Source organism: Lachnospira rogosae (ex Hitch et al. 2025), assembly GCF_040096455.1.
Taxonomy (GTDB): domain Bacteria; phylum Bacillota; class Clostridia; order Lachnospirales; family Lachnospiraceae; genus Lachnospira; species Lachnospira rogosae.
The window spans coordinates 23,973-49,761 of the sequence record NZ_JBBMER010000008.1; the positions used below are offsets into that span (position 1 = coordinate 23,973).

Here is a 25,789-nt window from a genome sequence, read left to right on the forward strand (position 1 = left end):
TTTTACTCATCCAAACCTAAGAAGAATACTTTATAGAACATCTCTAACGATTCCAGCAGGTCTCTTTTTTCATACTGATTCTTCTTAACAAGAAGTCCGCACGCTATATCATCATACAGCAGATCTTCTTCATCTGCTGTGGATTTGAATAACAGGTTGCCCTCCTCGTCAAATTCCATATCAAGTATTCCGCCGACTTCCTCTGTAAAAAGAACACACATTATCTTTAATTCGTTCTTTATATCTTCTGGAAGCCTGTCAAAATCCGGGTTAAAATAATATTTCTTCTCATAAGAATTAGATGCACAAAGCACCACATTTTCATCACTATACATATCCATATAATCCTCTCACTGAAACTTCGCCAGCTCTTATTGTAATCTCTTTTCCTGCTTCATCTTTTACAATAAGCTCGCCTTCTTTATTAATTCCAATCGCTGTTGCTATAAGCTCCTCTTTCTCATATATAGCACGGACTGTCCTGTCCTTATTAATAAGAAGTTTATTATACTTATCGACAAGCAGTGACAAATCGTTAGTCTTAAGGAATTCGTGATAATATTTATCAAAGCTTCTTGAAAATGCAGCAATTATATTACTTCTCTTAATCTTTCTATGTGTTTCAAGATATAAAGATGTAGCCATATCCCTTATTGCCTCATCAAATTCTGTTGTATTGACATTAATTCCTATGCCTATTACAACATAATGTATAAGATCCATCTCTGCACTCATCTCAGTAAGTATGCCTGTTATCTTCTTACCATTCACAACGATATCATTAGGCCATTTGATATAACAATCTATATCCTTAACCTCTTCCCTTATAGCCTCTACCATTGCTATCGCAAGAACAAGTGTAAGCATTGAAGCACTCTCCGGGCTCATATCCGGACGAAGCAGAAGGCTCATCCATATTCCTGTTCCCGCAGGTGACTCCCAGCTTCTTCCTCTTCGTCCCCTGCCGCCTGTCTGACATTCAGCAACAAATAATGTTCCGTCAGGAGCATTGCTTTCTGCCGCAAGCTTTGCCTGGTTATTAGTCGAATCTGTCTTCTCAAAATATCTGATATGCTGGAATACTCCCTCAAGCTTATTATCATCAGGGTTATTATCTTTAAGCTTGTTATCAGACACTTTATCTGTGCTTTCATTTTTATCCTTGCTATCAGCTTCCCTGCCCTGCTCTGTATCAGCTTTGGATTTTAATATTGCACTGTCTTTTATAAGAAGGCTTCTTATCTCTGTATCTGTTATTATATCAGGATATTCTGTAATTCTGTAGCCTTTGTTCTGCACAGAATCTATAACATAACCTTCCTCTTTTAACTGGTTAATAGCTTTCCATACAGCAGTCCTTGATACACCAAATGCCTCACACAACTGCTGTCCTGATATATATCCATCTGCATTTCTTAACAAATGTAATATCTCTGATTTCATATTCGTACCGTCCTATAATTATTACAATACCACAAGTGCAGTAAATACAGTCATTATTCCAAGAAGAACTGCAACTACTGCCACTATAACACCAGATACCTTATTGCCATTTATAAAATGCTTCACAGCCGTAAGTGTATTAACAACTGTTCCAAGAAGAAACTCTATTGGAAAAAGCACCCCGCTTCTGCTTCTTAGGAACATTATTATAATAAATATAACTGTTGCTGCAATTGTAAGAACTATATTAGTGTAATCTATAATCATTTTGGTCTTTTTATAAGAACCACTTGTTGTATAATACATACCAATCCTCATTTCTATGCAATTAATAGTTACGTTACTTATAGGTTTAATATGCTCCAAGTGTAGCTGCCATTACAGCCTTGATTGTGTGCATACGGTTCTCTGCCTCATCAAATACAACTGACTGCTCTGACTCGAATACCTCATCTGTAACTTCCATTTCATCAAGTCCGAACTTATCGTGAATTTCCTTGCCTATTGTTGTCTTTAAGTCATGGAAAGCTGGAAGGCAATGCATAAATATAGCGTTCTTATCAGCATTGTCCATTACCTTCTTATTAACCTGATATGGAAGAAGTGCGTTAATTCTCTCTGTCCATACCTCATCAGGCTCACCCATTGATACCCATACATCTGTGTAAAGAACTTCTGCACCCTTAGTGCCTTCTGTAACATCTTCTGTTAATGTTACAGAACCGCCACTTTCTTTAGCCCATTCCCTGCACTGGTTTACAAGATCTTCATTAGGGAAATATTCCTTAGCTGTACAAGCTGTAAAATGTAATCCAAGCTTAGCACATACTATCATAAGTGAATTACCCATATTATATCTTGCATCTCCCATATATACGAACTTAACACCTTTTAATCTTCCAAGCTTTTCTTTTATTGTAAGCATATCAGCAAGCATCTGTGTTGGGTGGTACTCGTTAGTAAGTCCATTCCATACTGGAACTGAAGAATACTTTGCAAGGTCTTCTACTATCTCCTGTCCAAAGCCTCTGTATTCAATACCCTCAAACATTGTACAAAGAACTCTTGCTGTATCTGCTATGCTCTCTTTCTTTCCTATCTGCGAACCCTTAGGGTCTAAGTAAGTTACGCCCATACCAAGGTCGTGTGCTGCAACTTCAAATGAACAACGTGTTCTTGTACTTGTCTTTTCAAATATAAGAGCAACATTCTTTCCAAGTAATGGCTGTTCAACAACTCCGTCCTTCTTCATCTTCTTAAGCTTTGCAGCCAATTCTATAAGATATTCTATTTCCTCTGGTGTATAGTCTTTTAATGTTAAAAAATCTCTTCCTTTAAGATTCATAATGCTCCTCCATTCTTTAGCATAAATCATATGTAAACAATCTCTGCTCTAAGGCTATAGCATATTATCCTGCTAATAATACCCAATTTATAAATTTAGATAACATTTTATCGCAAACAGCTCATAAATGCAACTTCTTACATATTCAAATAACACTTACCTGCTTACATCACTGTTTATTAATTATAAAAATACCAGCGTGGTAACATTCATCTATTTTCTAATCATAAAAAATACCAGCACAGTGACTTTTATCTGTTCACTGGCTGGTATTCTTATTTAGTGGAATACGTGTCCACCAATTATTACATAGTCTGACATTGCTGAAAGATTGGTTATTGAAACCATTCTGAATGATGTATATCCGCCGATATTGTTCTTTCCTGACAATGCCTCAAGTGCTGCATCCATACATTCCTGTGTACGGATACCACTGTTAAGTCTGTTCTGGAACTTAGCTGATGGGCCGCCTGCTCCATCTGATGCTCCTGAGAACTGTGACTTCTGATATATAACCCCTGTTATTGAATTAGGATAGTTAGAGCTTCTAACTCTGTTTAATACAACATTAGCAACTGCAAGCTTCCCCTCATATGGCTCATAAGCTGCTTCCCAGTCAATAATGCAGGCAAGAAGATATATTTCTTCATTACTTACGCTCATTGTTGAGTTATATGATATATCCGTTCCAGATATTGTTCTTGATATAACTGCCTGTATTCTTTCTTCTTCAGCTATCCTTGCAGCTTCCTGTTCTGCTGCAATTCTTTCTTCTTCGGCAATTCTGGCAGCTTCTTCCTCTGCCTCTTTTGCTTCTGCCTCTTCAATTGTATATCCTGTAAGGATATCTTCATCATCAAGAGTCTGGGCTATAACCTCTGCCTCCTGATTGAATAATAAAGCGGCTGTCTTAGTATATCCTTCGCAATTACCTGAGCTTATCTTAGTCATACTGCCATTAACTTCCAACACATCTACCACTGTGTTCTTATAAAGTCTTCCATTAACTGATGAATTCTCATCATCGGCTGAATATACATCAAGATAAGGTTCTGTAATTGCAAGCGCTTTATTTTGCATCTGCCCCTGCTGTTCTTCATAACCTGTTAAGATTACTTCCTCAACATTGGCTGCGTATGATGCAACTCTGACCTCGGTATCAGTAATTGTACTTTCGTGTTGCTCATAGGTAGGTTTGGCGTCTGTTACCTTTGGAAGAACCGGCATCATCATCACTACCAGCGTAGCTCCCAAACAACAAGCAGCTTTGCTACTTCTAAGTTTCATAAAGTTTTTCCCTTTCCGGCACAAGTTGTTAAATGCGCCTACAAAATGTTACAGAATTGTTACATTTTGTTACGAAAGTATAATAGCAAAGTTAATCAAATTTGTCAAATTTGTTACAAAAAGCCACGGAACACAGTGTTTCCGTGGCTTTGCGCTTATATTACTGATTTAACATTTATTAAATATTTATGAAAATACACCCTTAAAAAGAGAGCTTCGACACATTTCTGCCTGTTATTACAACCTCTGCCTTACTGCTTCGTATGTAAGAATTGTACACGCAATAGCAGCATTAAGTGACTCAACCTCACCCTGCATTGGAATTCTTACATATTCATCAGCCTTATCTGCTAACTTATCTGTAAGTCCATTGCCCTCATTGCCAATCATAAATGCAGTAGGGTTTGTATAATCTTTCTTATTATAATTATCTGTACCATTAAGGTGTGCCGCATATACTGTCACGCCCTTAGACTTACATACATCAGCCGCCTCGCATATATCATCTACATATATAACCGGCACACGGTAAAGTGAACCCATAGTCGAGCGGATTGTCTTAGGATTGTATATATCAACTGTGTTACTGCTCATAATAATTCCTGTAACACCTGCACCCTCAGCCATTCTTACAATAGTTCCAAGATTACCGGGGTCCTGAAGATTTTCAATAATAAGAAGTAATGGGTTGCGCTTGTCTGAAAGTATACCTTCCAAATCTGTATCTGACATTCTGACAACTGCCATAATTCCCTGTGGTGTCTGTGTATCTGCCATACGCATAAACACGTTGTCTGTCACAATCTCCAGCACGTCTTTTCCTATGCTGTCATAATTCATTCTTTCAAGGAATTCCTCATTATCAGCCTTAAAAGTCTCTGATACATATACCTTTACAAGTCTGTCTGCCGGTGCTTCTGACACCATTTTCACGCCCTCAACAACAAACTGCTTCTCCTCTTTTCTTAACTTTGCTTTTTTCTGCAGATTCACTACGTGCTTAACCTGCGAACTACTTGTACTTGTAATCATTTTTCACCATTTCCTGTATAATTAGTTAGAAAGCATAGCACTTATATTAAACTCATAATCACTAATATCCTTAGTCATGGCAAGTGCCTCATCAATATCATAATCAACGAACCTTCCGTCCTTATAAGCTACAAGTCTGTTGCTCTTTCCTGCAACTAAAAGATCAACTGCATAAGAACCCATAATAGAAGCATACATTCTGTCCTTACATGTAGGTGAGCCGCCTCTCTGCATATAACCAAGAATAGTAGCTCTTGTCTCTATTCCTGTAGCAGCTTCTATTCTTCTTGCCATTCCTGTTGAATGTCCGATTCCTTCAGCATTAATTATAAGGTGATGCTTCTTGCCTTTCTTTCTTCCGTCAATAATGTGATTAATTATTGCCTGTTCATCACCATTATATCTCTCTGGAAGAAGAATATCCTCTGCACCATTAGCAATACCACACCAAAGTGCAATATAGCCTGCATTACGTCCCATTACTTCAATAATACTACATCTTTCGTGAGATGTTGATGTATCTCTTATCTTATCAATAGCCTCCATAGCAGTGTTAACCGCTGTATCAAAACCAATTGTATAGTCTGTACAGGCAATATCAAGGTCAATTGTTCCTGGAAGACCTATTGTATTAACTCCAGTCTCAGCAAGCTTCTGTGCTCCACGGAAAGACCCGTCACCACCTATGACAACAATACCATCAATCCCGTGCTTTTTACATACCTCAGCAGCCTTCTTCTGTCCTTCTTCTGTCATAAACTCAAGACATCTAGCAGTATAAAGAATTGTACCACCTCTCTGTATAATATCAGAAACACTCTTCTTATCCATATCGATAATCTCATCATTAATAAGACCGTTGTAGCCCTTCTGAATTCCTTTTACTTTAAGTCCCTTGTTAATAGCTGTTCTTACTACAGCTCTGATTGCAGGATTCATACCAGGGGCATCTCCACCGCTTGTTAATACACCGATTGTTTTAATTTCTTTAGCCATAAATAATTTCCCCTTTCATCTAAAGTCTATGACATTCACCATATAAATATCTTGTAAGTAACAAAGTATTCTCTGTCAACAGATACAACCTTTATAACACTTACAGCTTTATAATTGTCTAAATAGTTTAACCTTTTTTAATAGTACCACAAATCTTTAAAAAGATATATTATTTTAGATAATTTTTATCTAAATTTTTATACAATTATTTTATGTTGTCGTAACATTTTTATCTCCATACAGACCCTTAAGCTTCATAAGAAGTTCTGAATTAACCTGTACAGTCCTGCTTGCAGGAAGGGCAATCCTTTTATTCTCTTTAGTGCAGTATATAATAACAGAATCTTTTCCATCTGAATTGTAAAGAATATCATTAAGCTCACTCTGCTTTGACTGGTATTCTTCTTCACTCTCAAATCTTATCCAGAGCTTTCTTGGAACAGTGTTAAAATCTATAACCTTATCACATATAAGCCTTGCATTCTCATCTGCATTTGCCTGAACCCTTCCTGTAACAAACACCTTATCTGCTGTATCTATAACTGGCCGGTTAATAAGAAAGTTCCTCGGAAATACGATTACCTCAACAGTTCCAACAAGATCCTCAATTGTAAGATATGCCATAAGCTGTCCGTTCTTGGTTGTCTTAACGCTCTTATTCATTATCATTCCGCCAATCGTAGCAGTATTGCCATCTCTTACCTTAGTTTCGCCTGTCTCATCATCTATCTCAAAATCTGTTGTGACATTGGTTATATATTTCTTCACCATTCCAGTATATTCATCAAGAGGGTGTCCGCTTACATATACACCAAGAATTTCTTTCTCGTAACCAAGCAGTTCTTCCTTAGTGTATTCCGTAACATCCGGAACTTTTATCTCATAATCTTTCTTTTCTTCCTCGCCGACAAAATCAAACAGTGACATCTGTCCAGACATCGAATCTTTCTTCTGCTTAACCGCATTATCAAGCATACTGTCTGCCACAAGCATCATCGCACGCCTCTTGTTACCAAAGGTATCAAATGCTCCCGCCTTAATAAAATTCTCTACTGCCCTTTTATTAAGTGCATCTGACATACGATTAATAAAATCCTGCATTGATGTGAAAGTACCATTACTTGTTCTTTCATTTATAATTGCATTGATTGTCGGTCTTCCAAGTGACTTAATTCCTGCCATTGCAAAACGTATGCCACCATTATCTACTGAGAATTCCATCTGTGACTCGTTAACATCTGGTGGAAGAATATTGATATTCATCTGCTTACAGGCGTATATATATCCCGCTACCTTTGATGTATTATCAATTACTGATGTCATAAGTGCCGCCATAAATTCTACTGGATAATATGTCTTTAAAAATGCTGTCTGGAACGATACAACTGCATAGCAGGCAGCGTGGGATTTATTGAAGGCATACTTTGCAAAATCAATCATATCATCATATATCTTTCCTGCAACCGTCTCATCTATACCATTATTAACACAGCCCTTAACACCTTCTTCTGGATTGCCATATATGAAATTCTTACGCTCCTGCTCCATAACATATGCTTTTTTCTTAGACATTGCTCTACGGACAAGGTCACTTCGTCCCCACGAATATCCAGCAAGATCTCGTACAATCTGCATAACCTGTTCCTGATACACAATACAGCCATAGGTTGGTTTAAGAATTGGTTCTAACTGTGGGCAGGCATAAGTAACATTTTGCTGGTTATTCTTACCTTCTATATACTGTGGAATAAAGTCCATAGGACCTGGTCTGTATAATGATATACCCGCTATCAGATCTTCCAGATTGCTAGGTTTTAATTCCTTCATAAATGACTTCATTCCTGCACTTTCAAGCTGGAATATACCATCACATCTTCCTGTACTTATCGCATCAAATACCCCTTTATCAGTGTAGTCAATCTTATCTATAGAGAAGTCCTTATTGTGCTTTTTAATAAGATTTTCTGCATCTTTAATAACTGTAAGTGTTCTAAGACCAAGGAAATCCATTTTTAGAAGTCCTAATTCTTCAAGCGTTGTCATTACAAATTGGGCAACTACTGCACCGTCAGATCCAGTTGATAACGGAACATAATCTTCTACTGGCTTTCCACATATAAGAACTCCTGCGGCGTGCATAGATGCGTGCCGTGGAAGTCCCTCAAGCCTTTTACTCTTATCAATTAAATCTCTTACAGCCTCATTGTTCTCATATTCATTTCTAAGGTCTGGATTTTCATTAATTGCTTTATCTATTGTAATTCCAATCTCTCTTGGAACCATCTTGGCAATATTATCAACCATAGCATATGGAAGGTCTAACACTCTTCCAACGTCCTTTATAACAGCCCTAGCTGCCATAGTACCAAATGTAACAATCTGTGATACACAATCCTTACCATACTTGGCAACTACATAATCTATTACTTCCTGTCTTCTCTCATAACAGAAATCCACGTCAATATCGGGCATAGATACACGTTCAGGATTTAAGAAACGCTCAAAGATAAGGCTGTATTTAATAGGGTCAAGGTCTGTAATCTCAAGGCAGTAAGATACTATGCTTCCTGCCGCTGAACCTCTTCCCGGACCGACCGGTATATCGTGCCTTTTAGCATAATTAATGTAGTCCCATACAATAAGGAAATAATCTACATATCCCATTGAATATATTACTGAAAGTTCATATGCCAATCTTTCAAATATATTATTAGTATCCCTGGCAATCTTAATAACTACATCTTTTCTATCCTCAACTGCTTCCTCTTCTGCCTTTCTGACAAAATCCTCAACAGATATATCTGCCGCCTGATTTGGATATCTTTTCTTAAGTCCCTCGTAACACAGATAATTAAGATATGTCCAGGATGTATAGCCATCTGGCACTGCAAATTTAGGGAGCTTGGTAACTCCAAATTCTATCTCTACATTACATCTTTGTGCGATCTTTTCTGTATTGGCTATTGCCTGAGGTGCATATTTGAATAAATCGGACATTTCTTCCGGTGATTTAAGATAATACTGTCCACCTGTATATCTCATTCTGTTCTCATCTGTAACTTTCTTTCCTGTCTGTATACAGAGCAGTATATCGTGTGCCTCAGCATCATCTGCATATGTATAATGCACATCATTAGTACATATAAGTTCAATTCCTGTCTCCTCAGACATTCTTAAAAGCTGTGGATTAACATAATGCTGTTCTGCAATTCCGTGATCCTGTAATTCAAGGAAGAAATTGCCCTTGCCAAATATGTCCTGATATTCCAGTGCTACCTTCTTAGCTTCTTCATACATTCCTCTTGTGAGGTATCTTTGAACTTCACCTGCAAGGCAGGCACTTGATGCGATTATGCCCTCACTGAATTCCCTTAATACTTCTTTATCAACTCTTGGCTTATAATAAAAACCTTCTGTAAAGCCCCTTGATACAATCTTCATCAGGTTCTGGTAACCCTTGTTATTCTCTGCTAACAGAACAAGGTGGTTATATTTATCATCACCTGTTCCTGCTTCCTTATCAAATCTTGAACCCGGAGCAACATACACCTCACAACCAAGAATAGGCTTTATTCCTGCATCCTTTGCAGCCCTGTAGAAATCAATAACTCCGTACATAACACCATGGTCTGTTATCGCAAGACTATCCATTCCAAGCTCTGCCGCTCTTTTAGTTATCTCTTTTATTTTACTTGAACCGTCCAGAAGTGAATACTCTGTATGGACGTGTAAATGTGTAAATGGCATATGCTCCCTCCATAATAATTATTATTAACAGCATACCATAATTCATGGTAAAAAGAAACCGTATCAGCCATATGACCAATACGGTTTCCATACATAATATTAGGAAAAAAGTTTATATAAATGTGGTGTATATCCACATTTTATCGTTATTAATAGTGCTGTTCTTTCTTAAGTTAATAGCACATTTTCTTTATCTATATACCTTTATTTATACAAGTCCAAGTACCTTAGGAAGGAACATTGAAAGCATTGGTATATAAGTTACAAGCAAGAGGGCAATAAGTATTATTGCAAAGTATGGAAGCAATGTCTTTATTACGCTTTCGATTGTAGTTCCACCAACTCGGCAGCCTGTAAAGAGAATTGTTCCTACAGGTGGTGTTATTGTACCAATTGATAAGTTGAAGCAGAGTAAGATACCAAAGTGAATTGGATCCATTCCGAATGACTTACAGATTGGTAATAAAATTGGTGTAAAGATAAGTATCGCTGGTGTTACGTCCATAAATGTACCAACTACAAGTAATAATACATTGATAAGAAGTAAGATAAGATACTTATTAGTTGTAAGACCAAGGATTGCATTTGCTATCATATCTGGAATTCCTGTAAATGCCATAGCCCATGACATAATTGATGAAAGTCCGATCATAAATGTAATGATACCTGTTGTCTTAGCTGCTTCAAGGACAATTCTTGGAATGTCTTTAATCTTGAAAGCCTTATATATAAGTGATAATACGGTTGCATATACTACTGCGATAGCAGAACCTTCTGTTGCTGTGAAGATACCACCAAGGATACCTCCGATTACGATTACGATAAGTAAAAGGCTTGGGATTGCCTGCCAGAATGTCTTAAGAGCAACCTTAACTGGAACTCTCTGCTCTGCCTGATAACCACGCTTCTTAGCCATAATTCCTGCAAGTATCATAACTGCACCACCCCAGAGAAGACCTGGAATATAACCTGCCATAAAGAGTGCTGCGATTGATACGCTTCCTGCAACGCTTGAATATACGATCATTGTGTTACTTGGTGGAATTAACATACCTACTGGAGCAGATGCTACGTTTACTGCTGTACTGTAGTTCTTGTCATATCCTTCTTTTTCTTCAAGTGGTCCGATTGTACCACCCATAGCAGCGGCTGCTGCTGCACCAGAACCTGATATAGCTCCGAATAACATATTAGCTACTACATTTGACTGTGCAAGTGCACCTGGCATACGTCCACTGATTACCTTGGCACAATTAACAAGTCTTGTTGCTATACCACCATTATTCATTATATTACCTGCAAGAATGAAGAATGGAATTGCTATAAGCGAGAATGAATTAGAACCCGCAAATATTCTCTGAGCAGAAGTTGCAAATGAAACATCTGCTGGAATCATACATATCATTGATACTGCTGATGACATACCAATTGCTACACCGATTGGAGCGCCGATAACAAGCAGTACAACCAGTATTGTAACCATTACTAAGGCTACCTGTAATGCTATACTCATATATACCTCTCATTTCTATGCACTTATGTGCATTGCGTACCTTTATGCTTCATCTTTTTTAAGTTCAAGTCCGATATTGTATATGCTGTAAAAGATAATTATTACGCCGCATATTGGAATAATTGAATATATAATACCTGTTGGAATATGCAAGATTGAGTCAAACTGTACGAAATTCATATGTGTAATCTTAAAACCACCAAATACCATTATAAGACCAGCAAATGCGATTGTTACACATTCAATTATTATATTGACGATTCTCTTAGCTTTCTTAGGAAGCTTATCTTTTACTACTGCAATATTAATGTGCTCTCTCTGTCCAAACATATATGTTGCAGATATGATTATTAACCATACAAATGAATATCTTGTAAGTATTTCTGTTACACTGCTTGGAGCTGAGAAAATGTATCTGGCAACAACCTGATAAGTTACCATAAGTACCATCATTATAAATATGAATACACTTGCATACGAAGTTACTTTATCTAATATATTTTTTACTGTCTTCATATTAATTCTCCTCTCTTAAAGCTTCTACTTTATTATAAATATCCTTTGTCATATCTGACTGGTTAGCAATACTGTCAAGTAATGGCTGGCATTTTTCCCTGAATTCGTTAGTATCCGGATACACAAAGATTGCACCGTGTTCTTCTGCTTCTTTCTTACCTGCCTCAACAGCTTCCTTAAATGTATCAAATTCATATTCTGTTGATTCCATTACAAGCTTATCAAATATTGCTCTGTCTTCTTCTGACATGCTGTCAAGGAAATTAGTACTTGCTACAACTACATCAGGGTGAACAATATGTCTTGTATATGAGTAATATTTAGCTACTTCATAATGCTTGAAATCTGAATATACAAGCTCACTGTTCTCACCTGCATCAATTACACCCTGCTGAAGTGCTGTATACACTTCTGACTGTGACATTGCTGTACCTGTACCACCCATATACTTAACCATATTAAGATATGTTGTACTATCATTTACTCTTACAATCATACCCTTAAGATCATCTGCTGAGTTGATAGGCTTGTCAGCATATATATTTCTTTCACCTGCTGTATATATTGTAAGGACTTCAAAATTGTACTTTCTTGTTGACTTGAAAAGGTCTGTAAATACCCCTGATTCTGTTGCTCTTCTTAAATGATCCATATCCTGATAAAGATAAGGTGCACCGACAATAGCAAAGTTAGAATCATATCCTTCTGGAACTGAACATGGTACTATAGCCATATCAAGTGCACCAGTTCTGATGAATTCTGCCATAGAACCCTGCTCACCAAGTACACCGTTAGCATATATAGTCATTTTGTATCTGCCATTAGTAGCTTTCTCGAACTTCTCACCAAGCTCCTTCATAGCTTTATACTGTGGGTGATTTTCATTCTGGTTAAATGCTACTCTGATAATCTTAACTTCCTGACCATCTGCACTTTTACTTCCGCATCCTGTAAGTGTAAAGCTGGCCATTAAACATACGCATAATAATAATGCCATCAATTTTTTACCCATAAAATCCTCCATTCTTATGCTTTTGCATACAAGTGAATTACTTTAAAAGTTCTACACTTACTTTAACTACAACTTTTCTTACCTTCATAGGCTCTCCATCTGCAACCTGTGGTCTGTGAATATCTGTAGGGAAGAATACACAGAAACAGCCAGGTGTTGATGTGATAAAGCCTTCATTTTCTACATCTTTAACAAATATAAGATCTCTCTCATCATATCTTTCTGCCACTTCGTAGTTACCTGTATCTGGTGTGAAGCCTAACTTTTCCCTTCCTGTTACAAGAAACTGTACATCAAGATATTTCTCGTGATATTCCGGCTTTCTTGCCTCTAATGGTTCTGTCTCAGCATCGAATACCTGTGCATACATAAGCTTTCCTTCTATCTCATATACGCCGGTTTCCATTTTAGTAAAATCATTGTTCTTTAAATATTCTATTGCTCTTTGTACTGCTGCTGGATAATTCTTAAAATCATCCTTTGTATGAATTGATGAAAATATCATAACAAAACTCCCTTCTATTATAAATATGAAATTCTATAATATATACATTTATATTTTATTCTACATTATTCTTGCTTTTGTTCTCCATTGCATGAACCATATTAACAATCATCTTATGTGATGGAACTGGAACTCCCAATCTGTCACCAGCCTTAACTACCGCACCGCTGATTGTATTAACCTCCGTAAGCCTTCCTGCCTTAAGGTCTGCATATATAGATGTTCTTCCTTCTGGAGAATTAAGAGATGTATTTCTTACCCGTTCAATCATCTCTTCTTCATTAAACTCAAGCCCCATAGCTTTAGCTACCTGCATTGCCTCTTTTATAAGAGTAACTGTCATATTCCATGCATATTCATCTGTTGCGATAAATCCGATTGGAACCTGAAGAACTCCTGTAAGAGCACTAAGTGAAACATTAGTAAACAGCTTGTCCCATATAAGCTGCTGGATATTATCATAAATGTGTGTATCAAATCCACAAGAGTCAAGACAGACCTTAACTTTGTCAAGCATATGCTGTGAATCTTCAACAAGCATACCGATATTGGTCTTGCCCTTGCCGCCTCTTCTTACATATCCGTCACCAAGGATTGCTCCATTATCTTCTGTTGTACCTATGATAATTCTTTCCTTAGGAACAAATTCCAAGATAATGTCTTCATGGCCTGCACCATTCTGAAGAGTCATTACATATGTGTTATCTCCTATTATTCCCTTATTCTCCATAAGTGCTGCTCTTGAATATAAAGCCTTGACAAATATAATTACTAAATCTACTTCACCTATTCCTTCACTACTAAGTAATGCTGCTGGGTGATATATTACATCTGTATCATTCTCAAATAACTTTAATCCGTCTGCATTAATCTTATCTACAAGTTCTGCCTTCTTATCAATCATATATACATCATTGTTAGTAGAAAGATGTCCACCATATATAGAACCCATGGCACCAGCTCCAAGTACCGCTATCTTCATAGTATGCCTCCATTTCTTCACATTTTTGTTATCTTAAATATTATTTCTTCTTAAAATATTCTTCTTTTATCTGTTTATTATTACCATAATAAATATTTTTCTTTATTTATTATTTTTGCTATTGCGGTAATAAATATTTTTTTATTATTTCTATTGCTGCCGGCAGCCCTTAAGACCGCCAGCATATTATATTATGTTAAATACATTTTTCACTGATTAGCGGGTAAATTCTGCAAGACCTTCAATAGCATAAGCTCTGATTGGGCAAGAATCCAAGCCATATATTGGAAGTGGTGAGTATGACATAAAGAATGTATCCTGTGAAAGCTTATCAAGGTTCTTTAATACTTCAAGGAATACGATGTTCTCTGCCATACAGATGTCGTGGAAAGGCTTAACATCTTCGTTGCAGTTCTCAATTGAAACACCATCACCGAAGCCTACACACTTAATCTTGTGGTCTACACACCACTGTGCTGTCTCACCATTTACTAATAATCTCTGATCCTTGTCTGTATTAGTATCAGGTGTGAATGGGTCAAGCTTGTAAGATGAGTCGATGATAAGAATATCACCTTCCTTTACCCAGCCTTCTGTTGCCTTGTCAAGGTCTGCCGCACTGATGTGCTTTCTGTGAGGAAGTGTATCCTTGAAGTCAACATATATTGCTCTTCCCATAAATGTTGTAAGTGGAAGTTCAGCAACTGATGGCCAGTTGTCATCGTGATGATAAGGACACTCGCAATGTGTTCCTAAGTGGCTTGTAAGATCCATTGCTGTGTGGAAATCAGGAATTGGTCCGCCTGTGTTATATCTGATAAGGTGGCATCTTCTTGACTCTGTCTTTGGGTCTAATGGCTTTGTAAGATCGATTACCTTTAATCCGTTTCCTAAAGCAAATGTTGTGTTCATAATTAAATCCTCCTGTGAATTAAATATTTTGTTTACTTGTTAGCTTTTTAGATACTTGTTAAATTTTCCTGTTTGTTACTTATTTGTCATTTCCTTTGACACTTGCAGTATACCAGTATACCGGTTTATAATCAATTATCAAAGCTTTATAAATTTCTGATAATATTTTTGTAATATATGCACAAGTGTAAGTCGATTTTCAAATACTTTTACTAAAATAGCATATCCATTTTTATGTATTTGTTAAACTTTTGACATTGCACCAGATGAAAACATTGTAAAAATATAGCATTTGTTGTATCATAGTGGTTTGCATAAGCTTTAATGTCTATTGCAATTTTTATATTATTTTGCAAGATTGGAGAATATATGAATAATTCAACCTCTTATTGGTTAAAAAAAGGAATTCACAACGGTATGCCTATAGCACTTGGCTACCTTGCTGTTTCTTTTACGTTGGGAATTGCCGCTAAGAATGCAGGACTGACCGCCTTACAGGCTGCCCTTGCAAGCATAACATGCCACGCTTCTGCTGGTGAGTTTGCCGGATTTACACTTATTGCGGCACTTGCTGCATATACAGAGATTGCTGTTATGGAACTTATAATTAATGCACGATATTTTCTTATGTCGTGTGCCTTAAGCCAGAAATTAGATAATAAAATACCATTTTTTCACAGACTTATTATGGGATTGTTCGTTACTGATGAGATATTCGGACTGACAGTATCTGTTCCTGAAAAACTCAACCCCGCATATATGTACGGAATGGTTCTTGTAGCCTCACCCGCGTGGGTTCTTGGAACATACTTCGGCGTGCTGTTTGGAAATATACTTCCAGCTAATATTGTAAGTGCTTTAAGTGTCGGATTATACGGAATGTTCATTGCAATAATAATTCCTCCGGCAAGGAAAAATCACATAATTGCAGGCGTTGTAGCAATATCAATGATTATAAGCTGTATATTCAGCTATGCCCCTGTTATAAGCAGCATTTCCTCTGGAACTCGAATTATTATATTAACAGTTATCATCTCACTTGCGGCAGCAATTCTTTTTCCTGTGAAGGAAGAGAATGCCAGAAGTGCTGATAACACTAATGCTACTAATAATACTTAAGAAACATATTACCTATATAGAATTGGGAGATTATTTATGCCTACACATAATACATACATATACATATTAATTATGGCTCTTGTAACATATCTTGTAAGAGTTCTCCCTCTTACACTGATACGAAAAGAGATTAAAAATATCACAGTTAAATCATTTCTTTACTATGTGCCTTATGTAACACTTGCTATTATGACTTTTCCAGCGATATTATCTGCAACCTCCAGTATAATATCAGCGGCTATCGCTTTTGTAATAGCCATCGTGCTTGCGTGGATTGGAAAAAGCCTTTTTCAGGTTGCAATGTTAAGCTGTGCATCAGTATTTATTGTAGAACTTGTTATAACATTTTTACAGACACATTAATATAAAGATTAAACCGCCGTCAGCCATTGAAATTAAAGGCTGGCGTCGGTTTCTATCAACACATTTTGTCCTATAAGTCTTTTATCCTATAAGTTCATTAATACCTTAATAAATATTAACTATCTGCTAGTGTATGTTAATGTATAACTAAAGCTTAATAAGCATTATCTCATATGTGCAGCTTTCACTAAATGCTTGGCAAGTACAGATGTTGTAACTGAGCCAACACCGCCCGGTACTGGAGTTGCGATTGAGGCAATATTCCCTATTGCTTCAAAATCCACATCTCCGCAGAGCTTTCCTTCCTCATCAACATTTATTCCAACATCAATAACAACAGCACCATCTGCAACATATTCAGGCTTTATCATCTTTGCTGAGCCTGCCGCTGCAACAAGTATCTCCGCATGCTTACAGGTCGCCGCCATATCGACTGTCTTTGTATGTACAACTGTAACTGTTGCATTTCTTTTCATAAGAAGCATAGCCACAGGTTTACCAATAACAAGGCTTCTTCCAACTACTGTAACTCTCTTGCCTTTAATATCTACACCTGCATAATCTAACATCTCTATAACAGCCTCCGCTGTACAAGGTGCATATCCTGTTTCATCTCCTGCATATACCTTAGCAAGATTAACCGGTGATATTCCATCAAGGTCTTTTCTTGGGTCTATTCTGTTCTCGACAGCCTTCTCATCAATATGCTTTGGCAATGGTCTTAAGAGAAGGATTCCATCTATGTCGGGATTATTGTTAATCTGGTCGAATTCCTTCTGAAATTCATCATTAGATATATCTGCCGCAAATGTATATGTTGTACATCTTACGCCTACTTTATCCATTTTCTTTACTGCTCCACGTTCATATGAACAGTCATCCGGTCTTTCACCAACTCTTATTATTGCAAGATGTGGAAGTTCCCCATCTATATTCTTAATATCTTCTATAAGCTGCTCATTAATAGAATTAGCAACTGGCAGTCCTTTTAATATTTCCATTAGATAATACCTCCATTATTCTGACTGTATATATTGTTATCCTGGTATTTTTATATAACTACAATGCCAATATCTTGTGATTATTATGGATGTACGCAATCCATAACCCTGTCATATACTTTATCAGCAAGTTCATTGCCTGTAATTACAAGCTCGTCAGCTTTAGTATTCATATCCTCTGCAACATCAATATTTTTCATAAGCTTTGTATTGATATACACATTTAATGAAGCTCCGTTAAGAGCCGCCTTGCACATCTGTACACCAACACCTGCATCACTGATTGCAAGTCTGCTTCCAATAACCGATATTCTGTCAATAAGCTTTATTGCCTCAACTATAAGCTCCATCATAGAAAGAGGAGCTTCACTTGCAATAAGCAAAGCATTTTCCATAACCTTATTACGGTGCTCTAACTGTTCTTCTGTATCCTTAGGAAGTCCGTAAGCTTCTGATAACGGCTTAAATGCCTTGGCATCCTTATCCATACACTCATACAATCTGTTAGTAATGTCCCCAGCTTTAACAATAAGTTCTTCTATTTCTTCCTGATATTCTGCATATTTTTTCTTTCCTGTTGTCAAAGAAAGCACCATATTGCCCAATGCCATTCCTACTGCTGCCACATATCCGCAGGCTCCCCCTCCTCCAGGAACCGGCTCTTTAGAAGCTAGAACATTTAAAAAATCCTTCATATCCATATACTTTTCCTCACTTCCTTAAATATCTGCTAAATTTCTATTGTACCTGTAAATACTGTTGTTGCAGGACCTTCCATATACACATTTCCTGACTCTGTATCCCAGCTTATATTAAGGTCTCCGCCAAGAAGATGAAGTGTTGCATCAATATCACACATTCCATTAAGCACTGTCGCCACAAGGCTTGCACAAGCACCAGTACCACATGCAAGAGTTTCCCCTGAGCCTCTCTCCCATACTCTCATATTAAGATTTTTTCTATCAACTACCTGAATGAATTCAGTATTAACTCTTTCTGGAAATGCCATATGGCTTTCAAAATGAGGTCCGATTTGTTCAATTGCAAACTTCTTTATATCAATATCTTTATCAAGATACACTATTCCGTGTGGATTACCCATTGATACGCCTGTTATCTCATATATACCGCCATTAACTTCTATCTTTTCTGCTACAACGGCGTTGGTTACTTCACTAAGTGCCTTTACTGCAACTTTGCTAAGTCCTGTATCCTTTGCGTTAGAAAGTATATCCTTGTATACAGCTTTATAATCCTTTAATGCACTTATATCCATCGGAATATCTGCGGCTTCAAGAACCGGACATCCCATATTAACCTTTGCTGTTGCGACCTTTCCGTCTGTACCTATATTTAATTCGAGTATCTTTATACCAGCAAGTGTATCAATATTTACTGTTGTCTTATCTGTAAGACCATTATCATATACATACTTTCCGACACAACGTATGCCATTGCCGCACATCTTTCCCTGTGAGCCGTCAGCATTGTACATTTCCATAAAGAAATCAGCCTTATCTGATGACTTTATAAGGATAAGTCCGTCCGAGCCTATTCCTGTATGTCTGTCACTTACCTTAATTGCAACCTCACTTGGATTATCTAATTCTTCTTTAGTGCAGTCAACATATACATAATCATTGCCTGCTCCGTGCATTTTTGTAAATACCATATATCCTCCAATCACCTTACTATAAAATTATATATCAGTATCTTTCATTAATAATACCAATCTGTTACATCTATATCTTTCTTTAATACCCATCTTTAGTGTTACGCATCCGTAAATATACTCATAACCATAGTCGCCGATTCTACCATAGTATTACCGCTGTCCATACTGCATTTTTGTATATAACGGAATGCTTCCTGCTCAGTCATATTATTCTTTTCCATAAGCATATGCTTTGCAGTATCTATTATCTTTTGTTCCTCAGGGCTTCTCTGCCTTGGCGTGGTTCTAGCTTTTCTTCTGCGGCGAATCTGCGATTGCTGCATAATCTCAATTGTAGATAATAAATCATTAACTTTAATCGGCATGGCAACGCATACAACATTGCTGTCGTGACATTCCTCCCACAAATTCTGCGACGCGACAAGCAGTATTTCAAAACTCTTTGGCTTGTATTCGTATAGTTCTGAATACAACATATTATCAGACAGCTTATAACCACATATTATAATTCCGTCTGACAGATTATCTGCCTGATTGATAGCCTGAGCACCGCTTGTACAGGGAACTGCCACATCATAACCTCTTCTTACTAAAAGACTGCGAACCGCCTTGGCCTCCTCTATTTTCGGAAACGCAACTATTAATGTAGACATATTCTAACCTCTTATCACAGTCAGTTTTTAAAATTTGTAAAGGTATTCATCAAGTTCCCACTGGGTAACCTGTGTCTTGTAATCGTTCCATTCTCTTAACTTGGCCTCTGTGTACTTAGATGTAATATGTTCTCCCAATACATCACATATGAACTTATCCTCATTAAGATATCTGACAGCATCATAAAGACTTTCAGGAATCACCTCTATAGCCGCATGCTTTCTTTCTTCATCTGTCATCTCAAATATATTACAGTCAACACTTGCTGGAACCTCAAGTTTATTCTTAATTCCATCAAGACCAGCCGCAAGGCAGGTTGCAAGTACAAGATATGGATTAGCTGATGGGTCTGGATTTCTTAATTCAACTCTTGTACCCTGTCCTCTTGAAGCCGGAATTCTTATAAGCGGACTTCTGTTAGTTGCTGACCACGCAATATATACAGGAGCTTCATAACCCGGAACTAATCTCTTATAAGAATTGACTAATGGATTAGTAAGTGCCGCCATACCCTTTGCGTGCTTCATAAGTCCTGCTATAAAATGATATGCATCCTCTGACAAACCAAGTGTGTCATTCTCATCAGCAAATATATTCTTTCCATCCTTCGCAAGTGACATATTAACGTGCATACCTGAGCCATTAATTCCATACTTTGGCTTTGGCATAAATGTTGCATAAAGTCCGTGTCTTTTAGCTATAGTCTTTACTGTAAGCTTAAATGTCATTATATTATCGGCTGTCTTTAACGCCTCATCATATTTAAAATCAATCTCGTGCTGTGCTGGTGCAACCTCGTGATGTGAAGCTTCTATTTCAAAGCCCATATCTTCAAGTGTAAGCACCATATCTCGTCTTACATTTTCACCTAAATCTGTTGGACCTAAATCAAAATATCCAGCTTTCTCGTGTGAAAGTGTTGTTGGCAGTCCGTTATCATCTGTGTGGAACAGGAAGAATTCACATTCAGGTCCTACCTCGAATACATATCCCATATCCTCAGCTTCTTTAATTACTTTCTTAAGAATCCAGCGTGGATCACCTTCAAATGGCTTACCATCAGGTGTATACACATCGCATATAAGCCTTGCAACTTTGCCCTGCTGTGGTCTCCATGGGAATATCTCAAATGTATCATAGTCCGGATAAAGATACATATCCGACTCTTCAATTCTTACAAATCCTTCTACTGAAGAACCATCAAACATACATTTGTTATCAAGTGCTTTTCCTAACTGGCTTGATGTAATAGCTACATTTTTCAAAACTCCGAACATATCAGTAAACTGAAGTCTGATAAATTCAACATCTTCTTCCTCAACCATTCTAAATATGTCCTGCTTGGTATACTTTCCCATATCACTCTGTTCCTTTCCTGATTAAATGATAAGCATAAGCGTTATTATAATATTCACCAGTGCACATTTTACGCACCCTCAACCAATACGCCAATACAGATAATATACTACATTTACCTTTATCTTGTATACATTGTTTTGTCAAAAACTAATAATGTAAACCGTCATATTAACTTTGACTTTAACATATAATATTCCAACAATAAGTGCCTGTATCATACAGAAATGAGGATTACAATGAAGATCAGCCATTACAAATTATCAGTATTACTTTCCATAATACTTCTTAGTCTTGCTACTTTTTTTTACATATACACGACAATATTCACACAACACGGTGCATATGCCAATAGTTCGGCTGTTATTAATGGAATTGGCGGAGGTAATATAACTGGTGATTGTCAGGCAGGAAAAAAAGCACTGCCAATATACTGCGTGCAGACTGACAAGAAACAGATTTCGATATCTTTTGATGCTGCGTGGGGTGCTGACGATACTATCCAGATACTGGACGTTTTAGATAAACATAATGTAAAGACTACATTTTTTATGACGGGAGGCTGGGTATCAACTTATCCTGATATGGTTAAAGAGATATACAGCCGCGGCCACGACCTTGGAAATCACAGCGAGAACCACAAACAGATGAGTAAGCTTGATACTGCCTCACAGAAAGAGGAAATTATGTCTGTACACCAGAAAATAGAAGAACTCACAGGATACAACTGTTTCCTGTTCCGCCCTCCTTATGGTGATTATAATTCTGAACTAATTAATACTATATATGGCTGTAACCACTATCCTGTACAATGGGACGTTGACTCTCTTGACTGGAAGGACTACGGCGTTGAAAACATTATAAAAACCGTCACCACGCACAAAGCACTTGGCAACGGCTCTATAATTCTTATGCACAACGGTGCTAAATTCACGGCTGATGCACTCGATACCGTCCTTACTAATCTTGAACAGCAAGGGTATGAGATTGTTCCTATATCACAGCTTATCTTAAAAGATAACTTCCATATGGATAGTACCGGACGACAATTAAATGATTAAAAGTTACATAAACCTCATCTTATAACCACCGCTGAACACTTTCCCAACTGCAAGCTTATTGCCCCACTCCCTGTCTGTAAGCCTGCAGTTAAAATCTACTGCATCAGCACGTCCATACCAAGGCTCTATGCACACAAAAGGTACTCCTTTTCCTGCTGATGACCACAATCCAAATACCGGTGTATCAAATATAACCTCAACAACCGGTTTGCAATCTTTACAAAGGCTTACACATTTTATGTCGTTGTTCTCAATAATATAAGCATCCTTATCAAAGAAATTCTCTGTCAATGTCACATTTTTATTAGTGATTGGCATATAGTGGATATCTGGCTGTACAAGTCCATCCTTTGATAACAAATGATATTGTATTCCATTCTCTTTGGTTTCGAATCTTACCTGTGCTCCAATGGCATTTTCACCACACACAAAAGCCGGATGTCCACCAATGCTGAAATACATCTCTTTATTATCCTTATTCACAACTTCCCATATAGTTATGACATTATTATCTGCCAGTCTGTGTGTTATCTTTAACTCAAAGTCAAAAGGATATACAGCTTTAGTGTTCTCATCAGACTCCAGTTTCATAACCACGGCACTATTATCCTTCATAACAAGACTAAACTCCATATCTCTTGCAAAACCATGCTGTGTCATATGATATTCTTTTCCCTCGTATATTGAAGTATCGTTCTTATACCTTCCAACCAGCGGGAATAATACTGGTGTATGTCTTTTCCATATGTCTGGCTGTCCAGACCATATAAACTGCTTATTATCGCTCTTTCTAATAACTGATACTATCTCACAGCCCTTACTATCTACAATCACCTCAAAATTATCATTACTAAGTGTATACTGCATATATTTCCTCTCCCTTATGTTTATTTGCAGTTACCTGCCTTATTATCTGTCGTTATTCATCCTCCAGTCTATGCATCTTTGGAGATATTCAACATATTCTGGATTTTTGCACATACCCTTTCCCGGATTATCTGAAATCTTAGCAACGTCCATTCCATTACATTTAGTAGTCTTCATTACTATATTAAGTGCCGGAACATCTGTATCATTACTTATATATGTTCCTATTCCAAATGCAACCTTAGCTTTTGCATTAAAGTATCTGTAAAGCTTGTCAGCCCTGTCAAAGTCAAGGCTGTCACTGAATAATAATGTCTTATTAGCAGCATCTATCCCAAGACTCTCATAATGCTTAATCATCTTATCCCCCCATTCGTATGGGTCGCCGCTGTCATGTCTTACACCTCCAAAAAGTGTTGCATAAGTAAGCTGGAAATCCTTTAAGAAGCAGTCTGTTGTTATCGCATCTGTAAGTGCAATACCATTAAGAATTCCATATTCCCTTACCCAGGCATCAAGTGCATACCAGTTAGAATATGCCGGATTGTGCTTATGGTTGCCCTGTCCTGTACACATTATCCACTCGTGTGCCATTGTTCCAACAGGTGTAAGATTATATTTCTTGGCAAGATATACATTACTTGTTCCTACGAACAAAGAATTACCATTATAGTCAGCCTCTGCAAGTGTCTTAACCGCAAGTTCCTGTGCCTCTGATGATAATCTTCTTCTAAGTCCGAATTCACTAAAGCTTCCAAGCCTGTATACATTCTTTCCTTGTGCTTCATCAGCCTCATCGGCCTCAAGTGCCTCAACCTTGGCACTTAATCTTTCCTTAAAGCTCTTAAGAAGTTCATCATAATTATATGCCATTCTGAAATACACTTCATTGACAATCGCAAGTGTTGGTATCTCATATAATGAAGTATTAAGCCACGTTCCAAAAGTTTCTATGCTAAGTCCACATTCTGCATCAGTTGTAATCTTAAAATCAGCATATCTTGCCTGCCATAATCTTAAGAAATCAACATAACTTCCTTTCATCCACTTAACATTTTCAAGATAATCAAGCTCGTCCTCTGTAAATCTTAAAGTACAGAAATGCTTTATCTGCTCTCTGATTTCTTCTACCATCTCTTCTGTAAAATGTACATCTTTATTCCTGCACTTAAATGTCCAGGTTGTCTTATAATCAGAGAACTGGTGGTAAATTGCCTGTCCCATACTGAACTTGTACATATCTGTTTCCAAAAGACTTACTATAATTGGATTTAATTTCATAAATAATCCTCCGTTCCTGTGCTGCTGCACTTACTCCTGACTGTCATTACTGTATACATATAACTCTGATAACTTATTGCCTGTTATTGATACACCTTTTTTATTAACGGCCTTTATTTTATCATTTATACTTCTTTTAAAACTTGTCTTATACAACTGCTTTCCAAGTATAATCTCGTACACTCTCTGCAAATCTGGAAGTGTGAATTCCTTTTGCATAAGATTAAATGCAACATCACTATATTGTGTCTTATTCCTTAATCTCATAAGTCCCTCCAGGATAATCTGGGCGTGGTCAAATGCTAACGCCTCATAACTTATAAGTTCCGGAATGTAACTCTTCACGCTGATACAGCCATTTTTAAATGTCTTTTCCTTAAGCGAATATTTAATCGTAATATTTTTTTCTTTATTAGCAAATGTCAATATCTCATCATTAAATGTTATATCAAACCATAATGCTTCACTCGCATCATCTCCAGCCTGCGGCTTAATTCCATCAATTGGAATAAGTGTCATATACGCTATATCTATAACCCTCATTCTTGGATCTCTGTCCGGCTGGCTCATTGTATAGAGCTGTTCCATATATATATCTTTAAGTCCTGTTTCTTCTTCAAGCTCTCTGCACGCTGCCGTATACGCTGATTCTGTTATATTTACAAAACCTCCCGGAAGTGCATAACAATCTATATATGGATGATTATTACGCTTTATAAGAAGTACTTTAAGACATTTTAAATCCCTGCTCATGCCAAAAAGAAGCATATCAACCGTAACACTAGGTCTTTCATAGTGTCCCGGATTATATTGTTCAAGAAACTCCTTTTCTGTAAGCCCATCTTTATTTCTTCTTTCAGCTCTTGGTATATACTCATTATTATTGCTAATTTCACTCATAAAACCTATACCTCTTATTAAAAGTAGCTTTTTGATACTTTTATATATACTACTTTTGTACTAATATGTCCAGTACTTTTTACTAATCAGCCGCGTTCCTGTCTTATCCCACTCCGATTTTTTATTCATTATCTACATAACCATTCCCTGCAATAACATAAAAATAAAGCTGTCACACTAAACTTAATCTATACATTATGCAGCTGTAAGCATACTGCCTTC

General features: G+C 37.1%; 25 protein-coding genes. 3 read left to right on the forward strand and 22 right to left on the reverse strand.

The features are described from left to right. Positions 1-2 precede the first annotated feature (2 nt). From WMO14_RS10715 to WMO14_RS10780, 14 genes are all read right to left on the reverse strand, one after another. Positions 3-341: a DUF6145 family protein gene (locus tag WMO14_RS10715; protein ID WP_022501309.1), complete on the reverse strand. Its 339-nt coding sequence runs from the start codon at positions 339-341 to the stop codon at positions 3-5. Further along, entirely contained in the window at positions 328-1,443 is a 1,116-nt protein-coding gene (locus WMO14_RS10720) for a biotin--[acetyl-CoA-carboxylase] ligase (RefSeq protein WP_349153819.1), read from the reverse strand. Before WMO14_RS10720 ends, WMO14_RS10715 begins: the two co-directional genes overlap by 14 nt. Before the next feature lie 21 nt (positions 1,444-1,464). Continuing rightward, complete coding sequence (locus WMO14_RS10725) at positions 1,465-1,749, reverse strand: DUF6637 family protein (RefSeq protein WP_022501311.1); 285 nt, start codon at positions 1,747-1,749, stop codon at positions 1,465-1,467. A gap of 46 nt (positions 1,750-1,795) precedes the next feature. Then, the gene (gene argF / locus WMO14_RS10730) at positions 1,796-2,788 is read right to left on the reverse strand and encodes an ornithine carbamoyltransferase (RefSeq protein ID WP_022501312.1); all 993 of its coding nucleotides are present in this window, start codon (positions 2,786-2,788) and stop codon (positions 1,796-1,798) included. Positions 2,789-3,067: 279 nt separating this feature from the next. Continuing rightward, on the reverse strand, positions 3,068-4,075 hold the full coding sequence (locus WMO14_RS10735) for a cell wall hydrolase (protein ID WP_082437215.1): 1,008 nt from the start codon (positions 4,073-4,075) through the stop codon (positions 3,068-3,070). 237 nt (positions 4,076-4,312) lie between these two features. Next, positions 4,313-5,107, reverse strand: a complete 795-nt coding sequence (locus tag WMO14_RS10740; protein ID WP_349153820.1) for a TrmH family RNA methyltransferase — start codon at positions 5,105-5,107, stop codon at positions 4,313-4,315. Positions 5,108-5,128: 21 nt separating this feature from the next. Beyond that, on the reverse strand, positions 5,129-6,103 hold the full coding sequence (gene pfkA / locus WMO14_RS10745; protein WP_022501315.1) for a 6-phosphofructokinase: 975 nt from the start codon (positions 6,101-6,103) through the stop codon (positions 5,129-5,131). A gap of 210 nt (positions 6,104-6,313) precedes the next feature. Then, positions 6,314-9,850 (reverse strand): DNA polymerase III subunit alpha, encoded by a 3,537-nt coding sequence (locus WMO14_RS10750; RefSeq protein ID WP_116444334.1) that lies wholly within the window; start codon positions 9,848-9,850, stop codon positions 6,314-6,316. A gap of 208 nt (positions 9,851-10,058) precedes the next feature. Continuing rightward, positions 10,059-11,363 carry a TRAP transporter large permease gene (locus WMO14_RS10755; RefSeq protein WP_022501317.1) on the reverse strand — a complete coding sequence of 435 codons (1,305 nt, stop codon included), beginning with the start codon at positions 11,361-11,363 and terminating at the stop codon, positions 10,059-10,061. A 42-nt stretch (positions 11,364-11,405) separates the two neighbouring features. Further along, positions 11,406-11,879 (reverse strand): TRAP transporter small permease, encoded by a 474-nt coding sequence (locus WMO14_RS10760; protein WP_022501318.1) that lies wholly within the window; start codon positions 11,877-11,879, stop codon positions 11,406-11,408. Position 11,880: 1 nt separating this feature from the next. Continuing rightward, complete coding sequence (locus WMO14_RS10765) at positions 11,881-12,891, reverse strand: TRAP transporter substrate-binding protein (protein WP_022501319.1); 1,011 nt, start codon at positions 12,889-12,891, stop codon at positions 11,881-11,883. A 37-nt stretch (positions 12,892-12,928) separates the two neighbouring features. Further along, complete coding sequence (locus tag WMO14_RS10770) at positions 12,929-13,396, reverse strand: NanQ anomerase/TabA/YiaL family protein (RefSeq protein WP_022501320.1); 468 nt, start codon at positions 13,394-13,396, stop codon at positions 12,929-12,931. 55 nt (positions 13,397-13,451) lie between these two features. Next, positions 13,452-14,378: a ketopantoate reductase family protein gene (locus WMO14_RS10775; RefSeq protein WP_055307195.1), complete on the reverse strand. Its 927-nt coding sequence runs from the start codon at positions 14,376-14,378 to the stop codon at positions 13,452-13,454. Between the two features lie 216 nt (positions 14,379-14,594). Next, a complete protein-coding gene (locus WMO14_RS10780) occupies positions 14,595-15,290 on the reverse strand; it encodes a cyclase family protein (RefSeq protein WP_022501322.1) in 696 nt (231 codons plus the stop codon). A 369-nt stretch (positions 15,291-15,659) separates the two neighbouring features. Between WMO14_RS10780 and WMO14_RS10785 the strand changes: the two genes are divergently transcribed. Together WMO14_RS10785 and WMO14_RS10790 are read left to right on the forward strand one after the other, a co-directional pair. Continuing rightward, entirely contained in the window at positions 15,660-16,409 is a 750-nt protein-coding gene (locus tag WMO14_RS10785; protein ID WP_349153821.1) for an AzlC family ABC transporter permease, read from the forward strand. 36 nt (positions 16,410-16,445) lie between these two features. Next, on the forward strand, positions 16,446-16,772 hold the full coding sequence (locus WMO14_RS10790) for an AzlD domain-containing protein (RefSeq protein ID WP_022501324.1): 327 nt from the start codon (positions 16,446-16,448) through the stop codon (positions 16,770-16,772). A 164-nt stretch (positions 16,773-16,936) separates the two neighbouring features. On the opposite strand, the gene WMO14_RS10795 is transcribed toward WMO14_RS10790, so the two are convergent. The 5 genes from WMO14_RS10795 to glnA form a co-directional block, all read right to left on the reverse strand. Further along, entirely contained in the window at positions 16,937-17,773 is an 837-nt protein-coding gene (locus tag WMO14_RS10795) for a bifunctional 5,10-methylenetetrahydrofolate dehydrogenase/5,10-methenyltetrahydrofolate cyclohydrolase (protein ID WP_022501325.1), read from the reverse strand. Between the two features lie 83 nt (positions 17,774-17,856). Then, positions 17,857-18,474, reverse strand: a complete 618-nt coding sequence (locus WMO14_RS10800; RefSeq protein ID WP_055176520.1) for a cyclodeaminase/cyclohydrolase family protein — start codon at positions 18,472-18,474, stop codon at positions 17,857-17,859. A gap of 29 nt (positions 18,475-18,503) precedes the next feature. Beyond that, entirely contained in the window at positions 18,504-19,445 is a 942-nt protein-coding gene (gene dapF / locus WMO14_RS10805; RefSeq protein WP_022501327.1) for a diaminopimelate epimerase, read from the reverse strand. 101 nt (positions 19,446-19,546) lie between these two features. Beyond that, positions 19,547-20,101, reverse strand: coding sequence for an ANTAR domain-containing response regulator (locus WMO14_RS10810; protein WP_055176523.1), 555 nt, complete (start codon positions 20,099-20,101; stop codon positions 19,547-19,549). 27 nt (positions 20,102-20,128) lie between these two features. Then, positions 20,129-21,460, reverse strand: a complete 1,332-nt coding sequence (gene glnA, locus WMO14_RS10815) for a type I glutamate--ammonia ligase (RefSeq protein ID WP_349153822.1) — start codon at positions 21,458-21,460, stop codon at positions 20,129-20,131. 237 nt (positions 21,461-21,697) lie between these two features. On the opposite strand from glnA, the gene WMO14_RS10820 reads away from it, so the two are divergent. Continuing rightward, positions 21,698-22,519, forward strand: coding sequence for a polysaccharide deacetylase family protein (locus tag WMO14_RS10820; protein WP_172677794.1), 822 nt, complete (start codon positions 21,698-21,700; stop codon positions 22,517-22,519). A 3-nt stretch (positions 22,520-22,522) separates the two neighbouring features. Here WMO14_RS10820 and WMO14_RS10825 read toward each other — a convergent pair whose 3' ends face one another. From WMO14_RS10825 to WMO14_RS10835, 3 genes are read right to left on the reverse strand one after another with little or no spacing between them, the layout of a single operon-like run. Next, positions 22,523-23,386 (reverse strand): aldose 1-epimerase family protein, encoded by an 864-nt coding sequence (locus WMO14_RS10825; protein WP_349153823.1) that lies wholly within the window; start codon positions 23,384-23,386, stop codon positions 22,523-22,525. A 42-nt stretch (positions 23,387-23,428) separates the two neighbouring features. Further along, positions 23,429-24,667, reverse strand: a complete 1,239-nt coding sequence (gene pncB / locus WMO14_RS10830; protein ID WP_349153824.1) for a nicotinate phosphoribosyltransferase — start codon at positions 24,665-24,667, stop codon at positions 23,429-23,431. 30 nt (positions 24,668-24,697) lie between these two features. Beyond that, positions 24,698-25,567: an NUDIX hydrolase gene (locus tag WMO14_RS10835; protein WP_349153825.1), complete on the reverse strand. Its 870-nt coding sequence runs from the start codon at positions 25,565-25,567 to the stop codon at positions 24,698-24,700. Between the last annotated feature and the right edge of the window lie 222 nt (positions 25,568-25,789).

Coding starts and splice junctions, on each gene's coding strand:
- WMO14_RS10715 (WP_022501309.1), bottom strand. CDS start 341: ATGGATATGTATAGTGATGAAAATGTGGTGCTTTGTGCATCTAATTCT.
- WMO14_RS10720 (WP_349153819.1), bottom strand. CDS start 1,443: ATGAAATCAGAGATATTACATTTGTTAAGAAATGCAGATGGATATATA.
- WMO14_RS10725 (WP_022501311.1), bottom strand. CDS start 1,749: ATGTATTATACAACAAGTGGTTCTTATAAAAAGACCAAAATGATTATA.
- argF (WP_022501312.1), bottom strand. CDS start 2,788: ATGAATCTTAAAGGAAGAGATTTTTTAACATTAAAAGACTATACACCA.
- WMO14_RS10735 (WP_082437215.1), bottom strand. CDS start 4,075: ATGAAACTTAGAAGTAGCAAAGCTGCTTGTTGTTTGGGAGCTACGCTG.
- WMO14_RS10740 (WP_349153820.1), bottom strand. CDS start 5,107: ATGATTACAAGTACAAGTAGTTCGCAGGTTAAGCACGTAGTGAATCTG.
- pfkA (WP_022501315.1), bottom strand. CDS start 6,103: ATGGCTAAAGAAATTAAAACAATCGGTGTATTAACAAGCGGTGGAGAT.
- WMO14_RS10750 (WP_116444334.1), bottom strand. CDS start 9,850: ATGCCATTTACACATTTACACGTCCATACAGAGTATTCACTTCTGGAC.
- WMO14_RS10755 (WP_022501317.1), bottom strand. CDS start 11,363: ATGAGTATAGCATTACAGGTAGCCTTAGTAATGGTTACAATACTGGTT.
- WMO14_RS10760 (WP_022501318.1), bottom strand. CDS start 11,879: ATGAAGACAGTAAAAAATATATTAGATAAAGTAACTTCGTATGCAAGT.
- WMO14_RS10765 (WP_022501319.1), bottom strand. CDS start 12,891: ATGGGTAAAAAATTGATGGCATTATTATTATGCGTATGTTTAATGGCC.
- WMO14_RS10770 (WP_022501320.1), bottom strand. CDS start 13,396: ATGATATTTTCATCAATTCATACAAAGGATGATTTTAAGAATTATCCA.
- WMO14_RS10775 (WP_055307195.1), bottom strand. CDS start 14,378: ATGAAGATAGCGGTACTTGGAGCTGGTGCCATGGGTTCTATATATGGT.
- WMO14_RS10780 (WP_022501322.1), bottom strand. CDS start 15,290: ATGAACACAACATTTGCTTTAGGAAACGGATTAAAGGTAATCGATCTT.
- WMO14_RS10785 (WP_349153821.1), top strand. CDS start 15,660: ATGAATAATTCAACCTCTTATTGGTTAAAAAAAGGAATTCACAACGGT.
- WMO14_RS10790 (WP_022501324.1), top strand. CDS start 16,446: ATGCCTACACATAATACATACATATACATATTAATTATGGCTCTTGTA.
- WMO14_RS10795 (WP_022501325.1), bottom strand. CDS start 17,773: ATGGAAATATTAAAAGGACTGCCAGTTGCTAATTCTATTAATGAGCAG.
- WMO14_RS10800 (WP_055176520.1), bottom strand. CDS start 18,474: ATGGATATGAAGGATTTTTTAAATGTTCTAGCTTCTAAAGAGCCGGTT.
- dapF (WP_022501327.1), bottom strand. CDS start 19,445: ATGGTATTTACAAAAATGCACGGAGCAGGCAATGATTATGTATATGTT.
- WMO14_RS10810 (WP_055176523.1), bottom strand. CDS start 20,101: ATGTCTACATTAATAGTTGCGTTTCCGAAAATAGAGGAGGCCAAGGCG.
- glnA (WP_349153822.1), bottom strand. CDS start 21,460: ATGGGAAAGTATACCAAGCAGGACATATTTAGAATGGTTGAGGAAGAA.
- WMO14_RS10820 (WP_172677794.1), top strand. CDS start 21,698: ATGAAGATCAGCCATTACAAATTATCAGTATTACTTTCCATAATACTT.
- WMO14_RS10825 (WP_349153823.1), bottom strand. CDS start 23,386: ATGCAGTATACACTTAGTAATGATAATTTTGAGGTGATTGTAGATAGT.
- pncB (WP_349153824.1), bottom strand. CDS start 24,667: ATGAAATTAAATCCAATTATAGTAAGTCTTTTGGAAACAGATATGTAC.
- WMO14_RS10835 (WP_349153825.1), bottom strand. CDS start 25,567: ATGAGTGAAATTAGCAATAATAATGAGTATATACCAAGAGCTGAAAGA.